The following is a 9347-nucleotide window of genomic DNA, read 5'->3' on the forward strand; positions in this document are numbered from 1 at the left end:
CGCCGGCGCCGTCCGCGCCGTGCTCGCCACCGAGCCGGCCGTGCGCGCCGCCCGACTCGTGCCGGGCGGCCCGAACGCCGACGGCACCCTGGCGCTGCTGGTCGGCCCGGACGCGCCGACCGCCGACGCCGTCCGCCGGGTGGCCGGCGCCCTCGCCGCCGACCCGACGCTCCGGGCCCACCTGGTGCGCGGCCTCCAGCTCGCCGTGCTGCCGCCCGACGCCACGCTGCCTGGCGAGCCGACCTACCGCCGCTGAGCCCACCGCCGGCGGGCCACGCCGGGCTCACTCGCATGGCGGCAAGGACATGCGTCCGGTACGCCGGTGCCGGAGACTGCCAGCACGACCGAACGTCTGGCACTGGAGGGCGCCATGTCCGCCGAGAGCGAGCCCGGCAAGACCGACTCCGCCGCCACCGAACCCATGGCGGATACCGAGGCGATGGAGCAGCCGCTCCTCGCCGAGTTCCTTGGCACCCTGCTCCTGGTCTTCTTCGCCGTCGGATCCGCCGTGTTGGCCGGCGAGTTCATCGGCACGCTGGGCATCTCGCTGGCGTTCGCCTTCGTGCTGCTCGGTCTGATCTACATGTTCGGCCACGTCTCAGGGGCCCACGTGAACCCCGCGGTCACCCTCGGCATGCTGCTCGCCGGGCGGATGGAGGTGCGGGCCGCCGTGGCCTACTGGATCGCCCAGTTCGCCGGCGCCATCGTCGGCGCCGCGCTGCTCTTCCTGGTGGCCAAGCAGGTGCCGGGGCTCGGCACGCACGGCGCGTTCGGCAGCAACGGCTTCGACGACCGCTCGGCGGTGGGCCTCTCGCTCGGCGGCGCGTTCGTCATCGAGGCGGTGCTGACGTTCCTGCTGGTCTTCGTCTACCTCTCCGCCACCCCGCGGGTGGCGCTGCGCGGCTTCGACGCCGTGCCGGTCGGCCTGGCCCTGGGCGCCATCAGCCTGGTGGGCATCCCGTTGACCGGGGCCGGGGTCAACCCGGCGCGCAGCCTGGCCACCGCGATCTTCGCGACCGGCTCGGCGCTCTCCCAGCTGTGGCTGTTCATCGTCGCGCCGCTGGTCGGCGCCGGGGTGGCGGTGCTGGTGCACCAGGTGATCCACCCCGGGAACGGCGGCTGGCTCAGCGACCTGAACGCGAGGCGGGCGAACCGAGGACCGGCCCGGTGAACTTCTCGCCAGGACCCTGGCCCGGCTCGTCGGGCACCGCCGACGCCTCGCGGAACGCCAGCTGCAGCGACTTCAGACCGTCCCGCAGGGGCGCCGCGTGGTAGGAGCCGACCTCGGTGGCGCTGGCCGTCACCAGGCCGGCGAGCGCGGTGATCAGCTTGCGGGCCTCGTCCAGGTCCTTGTGGGCCTCGCCGCCCTCGGCCAGCCCCAGGTTGACCGCCGCCGAGCTCATCAGGTGCACCGCCACGGTGGTGATCACCTCGACCGCCGGCACGTCGGCGATGTCGCGGGTCAGATCCTGGACATTCTCGCCCCGGACGTCGGCGTCGGCGGCCCCGCCGTCGGGGGCGGCGTGGTCGGGGGTCTCGCCGGGACGGCCGGCCGGTGCGGTGTCGCTCATGCCGACCAGGGTAGGCCCGGCCCAGGGCCGCCCCGCGCCCGCCCCGGGCGGCCGGATACCGTCGGAGAACGACGGGATCCCGGCTGGAAGCGACTGTCGCCGGGGTGGTGTAACCTGATATGCGACCGGCCGGACACTCGAGTGCCCGGCCCGCAAGTGGAGGCTCCGCACTCCCACCTGATCGGCCCGAGAGGCTGGCAGGTCAATGGTCAGGCTGCGCCCCGCGGTGATGCTGCGGCGGTGCTCCCGGTCTGCAAGGAGCCCCGCCTGTGTGCCGTTCGGGGCGTTTTCTGCGTCCTGGAGCGGCTGTCCGCCAGGAACGATCCCGGCACGGCTGTCCGCCAGGCAACCGTGCGGCGCAAACCGAGGAGGCCCCATCAGCGCCGAGCCCCGTATCAACGACCGGATTCGCGTCCCCGAGGTGCGACTCGTCGGTCCCAGTGGCGAGCAGGTCGGCATTGTGCCGCTTGCCAAGGCCCTGGAGCTTGCCCAGGAGTACGACCTGGACCTGGTCGAGGTGGCGGCCAACGCCCGCCCGCCGGTCTGCAAGCTCATGGACTACGGAAAGTTCAAGTACGAGTCGGCCATGAAGGCCCGTGAGGCGCGCAAGAACCAGGCGCACACGGTGATCAAGGAGATGAAGCTCCGGCCGAAGATCGATCCGCACGACTACGACACCAAGAAGGGTCACGTCGTCCGGTTCCTCAAGCAGGGGGACAAGGTCAAGATCACGATCATGTTCCGCGGTCGTGAGCAGTCCCGCCCCGAGCTGGGCTACCGGCTGCTGCAGCGGCTCGCTGAGGACGTCCAGGATCTGGGCTTTGTCGAGTCGAACCCCAAGCAGGACGGCCGGAACATGATCATGGTTCTCGGTCCGCACAAGAAGAAGACCGAGGCGATGGCCGAGGCGCGGGAGGCACAGGCCGTCCGCAAGGCCGAGCGCCAGCAGGCCGAGCGCGAGCAGGCCGAGCGCCAGCAGGGCAAGGCGTCGGCCTGACGCGGCCGGCGCCCCCGGCCGGGCGTCAACGATCAGCAAGACGACGAGGAGAGAACGGCGACATGCCGAAGAACAAGACGCACAGCGGTGCCAGTAAGCGCTTCAAGATCACTGGCTCCGGCAAGGTGATGCGCCCTCGCGCCGGTCGCCGTCACTACCTGGAGCACAAGCCGTCGACGCTGACCCGTCGCCTCGCCGGTGTGACGGAGACGGCTCCGGCCGACGCCAAGAGGATCAAGAAGCTTCTCGGCAAGTGACCCGCGGGTCCGCAGGCCGACCAGCCGCGGACACCCGGGCGTCCGACCGGGACCCCATCCGTTTCAGGACCGCGTGACCATCCCGCGGCCCCCCTACAAGGAGTACACACGTGGCACGCGTCAAGCGGGCAGTCAACGCCCACAAGAAGCGCCGGGCTGTTCTGGAGCAGGCCAGCGGCTACCGCGGTCAGCGCTCGCGCCTCTACCGCAAGGCGAAGGAGCAGGTCACCCACTCCCTCGTCTACAACTACAACGACCGCAAGAAGCGCAAGGGCGACTTCCGGCAGCTGTGGATCCAGCGGATCAACGCCGCCGCCCGCGCCAACGGCGTCACCTACAACCGCTTCATCCAGGGCCTGAAGGCCGCTGAGATCGAGGTGGACCGGAAGATGCTCGCCGAGCTCGCGGTCAACGACCCGAACGCGTTCGCGGTCCTGGTCGAGACGGCCCAGAAGGCGCTGCCCAGCGACGTCAACGCCCCCAAGGCCGCCTGAGCGACCCGCTCCGGCTTCACGCCATCGCCCGGACCCGCAGGCCCCGCGCCTGCGGGTCCGGCGCTTTCGCCCCCGGCCCCGCCCCAGCGGCGCCAGCCGAAGAGATAGCGAGTTCCCACGCCCATGCCCTCCGCCGCCGAGCTGACCTCCGCACGCTCCCCGCGCGTCGTCGCCGCGCGGCGGCTGGCCCGTCGCAGCTTCCGCGGCAAGGAGCGCAGGTTCCTCGCCGAGGGGCCGCAGGCCGTGCGGGAGGCCGCCACCCACCGGGCGGGCGGCGAGCGCACCCTCGTGGAGCTCTTCGCCACCCCCGAGGCCGCCGAGCGGCACGGCGACGTCGTCGAGGCGGCCCGCGCGGCCGGCGCCCCCGTGCACCGGGCCAGCGAGGAGATCGTCGCCGGCATCTCGCAGACCGTGACGCCGCAGGGCATGGTGGGGGTCTGCCGCTTCCTCGACCGGCCGGTCGAGGAGATCCTGGCCGCCGGGCCCCGGCTGGTCGCCGTCCTCGCCCACGTCCGCGACCCGGGCAACGCCGGCACCGTGCTCCGCTGCGCCGACGCCGCCGGCGCCGACGCCGTGATCCTCACCGACGCCTCGGTCGACCTCTACAACCCCAAGGCGGTGCGCGCCTCGGTCGGCAGCCTGTTCCACCTGCCGGTGGCCGTGGGCGTCCCCGTCGAGCGCGCCGTCGCCGGCCTCGTCGCGGCCGGCGCCCGGGTGCTGGCCGCGGACGGCGGCGGCGACCACGACCTGGACGCCGAGCTCGACGCCGGCGCCATGGGCGGGCCCACCGCCTGGATCTTCGGCAACGAGGCGTGGGGCCTGCCCGCCGAGACCCGGGAGCTGGCCGACGCCGTGGTCCGCGTCCCCATCCACGGCCGGGCCGAGAGCCTGAACCTGGCCACCGCCGCCGCCGTCTGCCTCTACGCCTCGGCACGCGCCCAGCGGGCGGCGGGCGGCTGCCGGGCGGTGGCGGACCGGCCATCCGAGCGCCCGGAAGGGCATCGCCCGCCCCACCGGGGGAGGGATGAACCCGAACAGCCCTAGTAGGCTGACAGCACAGCGAGAGGGGCGCACGGGGATGGACACCGCAGGCGGTGCCGGGGAGCTCGGCCTGACGCCCGACGACCTGCCCGACGGCCTGGTCGTCGCCGACGACGCCGGCGAGGTGATCTGCTTCAACGCCGAGGCCACCCGGCTCACCGGCCGGCTCGCCGCCGAGGCCCTGGGCCGCCCCATCGAGGAGGCCCTGCCGCTCCAGGACACCGACGGCCGCGGCTGGTGGCCGCTGACCGACCCCTACCGCGGCCCGGCCACCCGCACCGGGCAGCCCGAGCGCGCCCTGTTACTGCCCGGCGGCGGCGAGGTGCTGGTCACCGCCCGCTACGTGCGGGCCCACCCGGCGGGGCCCGTCCGCCGCCTCGTGGTCACCCTGCGCGCCACCGACGCCAGGCAGCGCGCCGAGCGAAGCGACGCCGAGCTGATCGCCACCGTGGCGCACGAACTGCGCTCCCCACTCACCTCGGTCAAGGGCTTCACCGCCACCATGCTCGACAAGTGGGAGCGGTTCACCGACGACCAGAAGAAGCTGATGCTGCAGACCGTCGACAGCGACGCGGACCGCGTGACCCGGCTCATCACCGAGCTGCTCGACGTCTCCAGGATCGACTCGGGCCGGCTCGAGATCCGGCGCCAGCCCGTCCGGCTCGACGAGGCCGTGCGCCGGCACGTCGAGACCCTGGTCAACGGCGGCCTGGCGGCCGACCGCTTCGACCTGCGGATCGCCGATTCGCTGCCCGACCTCTGGGCCGACCCGGACAAGATCGACCAGGTGCTCGGCAACCTGCTGGAAAACGCCGTGCGGCACGGCGCGGGAACCGTCACCATCGAGATGGACCGGGCCCCCGGCAGGGAAGACCCCGCCAGCCAGGCAGGCCCCGTCAGCCAGGAAGGAACGACGGTCACCGTGAGCGACGAAGGCCCCGGCATCCCCGAGGACGCCACCCACCGGGTCTTCACGCGCTTCTGGCGCGGCAACGACCGCGGCGGCACCGGGCTCGGCCTCTACATCGTCAAGGGCATCGTCGAGGCGCACGGCGGCACCGTCACGGTCGGCCGCACCGCCAGGGGCGGCGCCAGGTTCCGATTTACCCTGCCCGCGGGCACCCCGGCGTTCCTCTCGTGATCCCCCGCGATTGGCACCGATCGCACCCGATCACCGCCGGCCGTGGCCGCGGGCGCACCTCGCCCTGACACCGCGGACCCATGCCCTCGCGCGCCCCCCGTAGACTCGGCCCGGGGCGCGCAGCGGGGCGCCACGCCAAACGGAAGCAACGGAAGAGATGTCGGCACCCAACAAGTCGTACGACCCTGTCGAGGTCGAGGCACTGAAACCGGAACAGATCGACCGAGCGCGGGACGAGGCGTTCGCGGCCATCGCGGCCGCCGCCAGCCTCGACGAGCTGCGCGACGTCAAGGTGGCCCACGCCGGCGACCGGTCGCCCCTCGCCCTGGCCAACCGCGAGATCGGCGCGCTCCCGCCACACGCCAAGGCCGAGGCCGGCCGCCGCGTCGGCCAGGCCAGGAAGGCGGTGAGCGGCGCCTTCGCCGCCCGTCAGGAGGAGCTGGAGGCCGAGCGCGACGAGCGCGTGCTGGTCGAGGAGGCGGTGGATGTCACCCTGCCCTACGACCGCCGCCCGGCCGGCGCCCGGCACCCGCTGACCACGCTCTCCGAGCGCATCGAGGACATCTTCACGGCGATGGGCTACGAGGTCGCCGAGGGTCCCGAGGTCGAGGCCGAGTGGTTCAACTTCGACGCCCTCAACATCGGCCCCGACCACCCGGCGCGCACCACCCACGACACCTTCTTCCTCGCCGGCGGCAAGGAGCAGGCGGGTGGCGCCGACGCCGACCTGGTGCTGCGCACCCACACCTCGCCCGTGCAGATCCGCTCCATGCTGGACCGCGAGCCCCCCCTCTACGTGATCTGCCCGGGCCGCGTCTACCGCACCGACGAACTGGACGCCACCCACACCCCCGTCTTCAACCAGGTCGAGCTGCTGGCCATCGACGAGGGCCTGACCATGGCCGACCTCAAGGGCACCCTCGACCACATGGTCCAGTCGCTCTTCGGCGAGGGCATGCGCACCCGGCTGCGGCCGAACTACTTCCCGTTCACCGAGCCGTCCGCCGAGATGGACATGGTGTGCTTCCGCTGCCGCGGCGAGTCCGTCGGCAACCCGGACCGCCCGTGCCGCACCTGCTCGAGCGAGGGCTGGATCGAGCTCGGCGGCTGCGGCGTGGTCAACCCGCGGGTGCTCGTCGCCTGCGGCATCGACCCCGAGCGGTACAGCGGCTTCGCCTTCGGCTTCGGCATCGAGCGACTGCTGATGTTCCGCCACAACGTCGTGGACATGCGAGACATCATCGAGGGTGACGTGCGGTTCACCCGGCCCTTCGGGATGGAGATCTGATGCGCGCCCCGCTTTCCTGGCTGCGGGAATACGTCGACCTGCCCGCCGGGATCACCGGCCGCGACGTCGCGGCCCGGCTGGTCTCCGCCGGCCTCGAGGTCGAGACCGTCGAGCGGCTCGGCGCCGACCTCACGGGACCGCTGGTCGTCGGCCGCGTGCTGGCCATCGAGGAACTGACCGAGTTCAAGAAGCCGATCCGCTACTGCCAGGTGGACGTCGGCACCGCCAACGGCACCGGCCAGCCGCAGAACATCATCTGCGGCGCCAGCAACTTCGCCGTCGGCGACAAGGTCGTGGTCGTGCTGCCCGGCGCCGTGCTGCCCGGCGGCTTCGCGATCACCGCCCGCAAGACGTACGGCCGGGTCTCCGAGGGCATGATCTGCTCCGCCCGCGAACTCGGCATCGGCGACGACCACGCCGGCATCCTCGTCCTGCCGCCCGAGCACGAGGCCGGCACCGACGCCTTCGAGCTGCTCGAACTGGTCGACGAGGTGCTGGACATCGCCGTCACCACCGACCGCGGCTACTGCCTCTCGATGCGCGGTATCGCCCGCGAGACCGCCACCGCCTTCGGCCTTCCGCTGCGCGACCCGGCGCTGCTCGACGTGCCGACCCCCAACGCCGAGGGCTTCCCGGTCCGGGTCGACGACGCCGGCTGCGACCGCTTCGTCGCCCGCACCGTCACCGGCGTGCGGCCCGAGGCCAGGTCCCCGCTCTGGCTCCAGCGGCGGCTCCAGAAGGCCGGCATGCGGCCCATCTCGCTCGCCGTCGACATCACCAACTACGTGATGCTGGAGATCGGCCAGCCGCTGCACGCCTACGACCACGCCCGGGTCACCGGGCCGATCGGCGTCCGCCGCGCCCAGCCGGGCGAGAAGCTCACCACGCTGGACGGCGCGCGCCGTGCCCTCGACCCCGAGGACCTGGTGATCTTCGACGCCAACGGGCCGATCGGCCTGGCCGGCGTCATGGGCGGCCAGGACACCGAGATCGCCGACGCGCCGGGCGACGAGCCCCAGCCGCTGCTCGGCGAGGCCCAGGGCACCACCGAGATCGTCCTGGAGGCCGCCCACTTCGACCCGGTCGCCATCGCCCGCACCGCCCGCCGCCACAAGCTCTCCAGCGAGGCGGCCCGCCGCTTCGAGCGCGGCGTCGACCCGCTGGCCGCCGGCGCGGCCGCGCAGCGCGCCGTCGACCTGCTGGTGCTGCTCGGCGGCGGCACCGCGCAGCCCGGCGTCACCGAGGTCGCCTCCGAGGCGCCCCCGATGCCCATCACCATCCGGGCGGACCACCCCGACCGGGTCGCCGGCATGACCTACGGCCGCGAGACCGTGGTGCGGCGGCTCCAGGAGGTCGGCTGCGCGGTCACCGGCGCCGACCTGCTCACCGTCACCCCGCCGAGCTGGCGTCCCGACCTGACCGACCCCAACGACCTGGCCGAGGAGGTCATCAGGCTCGAGGGCTACGCGGCGCTGCCCTCCACCCTGCCGCGGCCCAAGCCGGGCCGCGGCCTCACCGAGCGGCAGCGGCTGCACCGGCGGGTCGGCCGGGCGCTGGCCGGCGCCGGCTACGTCGAGGCGCCCACCTACCCGTTCATCGGCCAGGCCCAGCTGGACGCGCTCGGTCTCCCGGCCGACGACGACCGGCGGCGCACCGCCCGCCTGATCAACCCGCTCTCCGACGAGGAGCCGGGGCTGCGCACCACGCTGCTGCCCGGGCTGCTCGAAGCGCTGCGGCGCAACGTCGGCCGCGGCACCGGCGACCTCGCGCTCTTCGAGACCGGCCTGGTCTTCCTGCCCACCGGCGACGAGCCCACGCCCGTCAGGCTGCCGGTGACCCGGCGGCCCACGGCCGAGGAGATCGCCCTCCTCGACGCGGCGCTGCCGCGGCAGCCGCGCCGGGTCGCGGTGGTGCTCGCGGGCGCCCGCGAGCCGGGCGGCTGGTGGGGCGAGGGCCGCCCGGCCGGCTGGGCGGACGCCGTCGAGGCCGCGCGCACCGTCGCCGGCGAGGCCGGCGCCGAGCTCGTCACGGAGAACGCCAGGCAGACGCCCTGGCACCCGGGCCGCTGCGCGGCGCTGTACGCGGTGGTGGACGGCGAGCGCACACTGGTCGGCCACGCCGGCGAGCTGCACCCGCGGGTGATCAAGGCGCTCGGCCTCCCCGAGCGTACCTGCGCCATGGAGGCCGACCTGGACGCGCTCCAGGCCGCAGGCAGCGGTGTGCCGTCGGCGCCCGCGGTGTCGTCGTTCCCCGTCGCCACGCAGGACGTCGCGCTGGTCGTCGACGCCGCGGTGCCGGCGGCGGAGGTCGCGGCGGCGCTGCGCGAGGGCGCGGGCGAACTGCTCGAATCGCTGCGGCTGTTCGACGTCTTCACCGGCGAGCAGTTGGGCGCGGGCCGGAAGTCGCTGGCCTACACGCTGCGGTTCCGGGCCCCGGACCGGACGCTCACCGCGGAGGACGCGACGGCCGCCCGTGCGGCGGCGGTCGCGGCGGCGCCGGCGCCGATGGGCGTCACCCAGCGCTGACCACCGGGGGTTTTCCCCCCCCCCCCCCCCCCC

General features: G+C 73.9%; 9 protein-coding genes and 1 pseudogene. 9 read left to right on the plus strand and 1 reads right to left on the minus strand.

Annotated elements, in window-relative coordinates:
• Both ACYVPE_RS38030 and ACYVPE_RS38035 read left to right on the plus strand, forming a co-directional pair.
• Positions 1–256 (plus strand): annotated as a pseudogene (locus tag ACYVPE_RS38030) (SseB family protein); the annotation flags it as partial.
• 183 nt (positions 257–439) lie between these two features.
• Positions 440–1171: an MIP/aquaporin family protein gene (locus ACYVPE_RS38035; protein ID WP_461038418.1), complete on the plus strand. Its 732-nt coding sequence runs from the start codon at positions 440–442 to the stop codon at positions 1169–1171.
• On the opposite strand, the gene ACYVPE_RS38040 is transcribed toward ACYVPE_RS38035, so the two are convergent.
• Positions 1125–1571: a DUF1844 domain-containing protein gene (locus tag ACYVPE_RS38040; protein WP_461038413.1), complete on the minus strand. Its 447-nt coding sequence runs from the start codon at positions 1569–1571 to the stop codon at positions 1125–1127. The genes ACYVPE_RS38035 and ACYVPE_RS38040 overlap by 47 nt on opposite strands.
• A gap of 334 nt (positions 1572–1905) precedes the next feature.
• Between ACYVPE_RS38040 and infC the strand changes: the two genes are divergently transcribed.
• From infC to pheT, 7 genes are all read left to right on the plus strand, one after another.
• Positions 1906–2568, plus strand: coding sequence for a translation initiation factor IF-3 (gene infC / locus ACYVPE_RS38045; RefSeq protein ID WP_132821655.1), 663 nt, complete (start codon positions 1906–1908; stop codon positions 2566–2568).
• 62 nt (positions 2569–2630) lie between these two features.
• Positions 2631–2825 (plus strand): 50S ribosomal protein L35, encoded by a 195-nt coding sequence (rpmI, locus tag ACYVPE_RS38050; protein ID WP_132821652.1) that lies wholly within the window; start codon positions 2631–2633, stop codon positions 2823–2825.
• Positions 2826–2935: 110 nt separating this feature from the next.
• Positions 2936–3319 carry a 50S ribosomal protein L20 gene (gene rplT / locus ACYVPE_RS38055; protein WP_132821653.1) on the plus strand — a complete coding sequence of 128 codons (384 nt, stop codon included), beginning with the start codon at positions 2936–2938 and terminating at the stop codon, positions 3317–3319.
• A gap of 123 nt (positions 3320–3442) precedes the next feature.
• Positions 3443–4363: a TrmH family RNA methyltransferase gene (locus ACYVPE_RS38060; RefSeq protein WP_461038414.1), complete on the plus strand. Its 921-nt coding sequence runs from the start codon at positions 3443–3445 to the stop codon at positions 4361–4363.
• Between the two features lie 34 nt (positions 4364–4397).
• Positions 4398–5501: a sensor histidine kinase gene (locus tag ACYVPE_RS38065; RefSeq protein WP_461038415.1), complete on the plus strand. Its 1104-nt coding sequence runs from the start codon at positions 4398–4400 to the stop codon at positions 5499–5501.
• A 157-nt stretch (positions 5502–5658) separates the two neighbouring features.
• Positions 5659–6789 carry a phenylalanine--tRNA ligase subunit alpha gene (gene pheS, locus ACYVPE_RS38070; protein ID WP_461038416.1) on the plus strand — a complete coding sequence of 377 codons (1131 nt, stop codon included), beginning with the start codon at positions 5659–5661 and terminating at the stop codon, positions 6787–6789.
• Positions 6789–9314, plus strand: a complete 2526-nt coding sequence (gene pheT / locus ACYVPE_RS38075) for a phenylalanine--tRNA ligase subunit beta (RefSeq protein ID WP_461038417.1) — start codon at positions 6789–6791, stop codon at positions 9312–9314. The genes pheS and pheT overlap by 1 nt, the downstream gene beginning before the upstream one ends.
• The last annotated feature ends 33 nt before the right edge of the window (positions 9315–9347 follow it).

This window comes from Streptomyces mayteni, assembly GCF_054783955.1.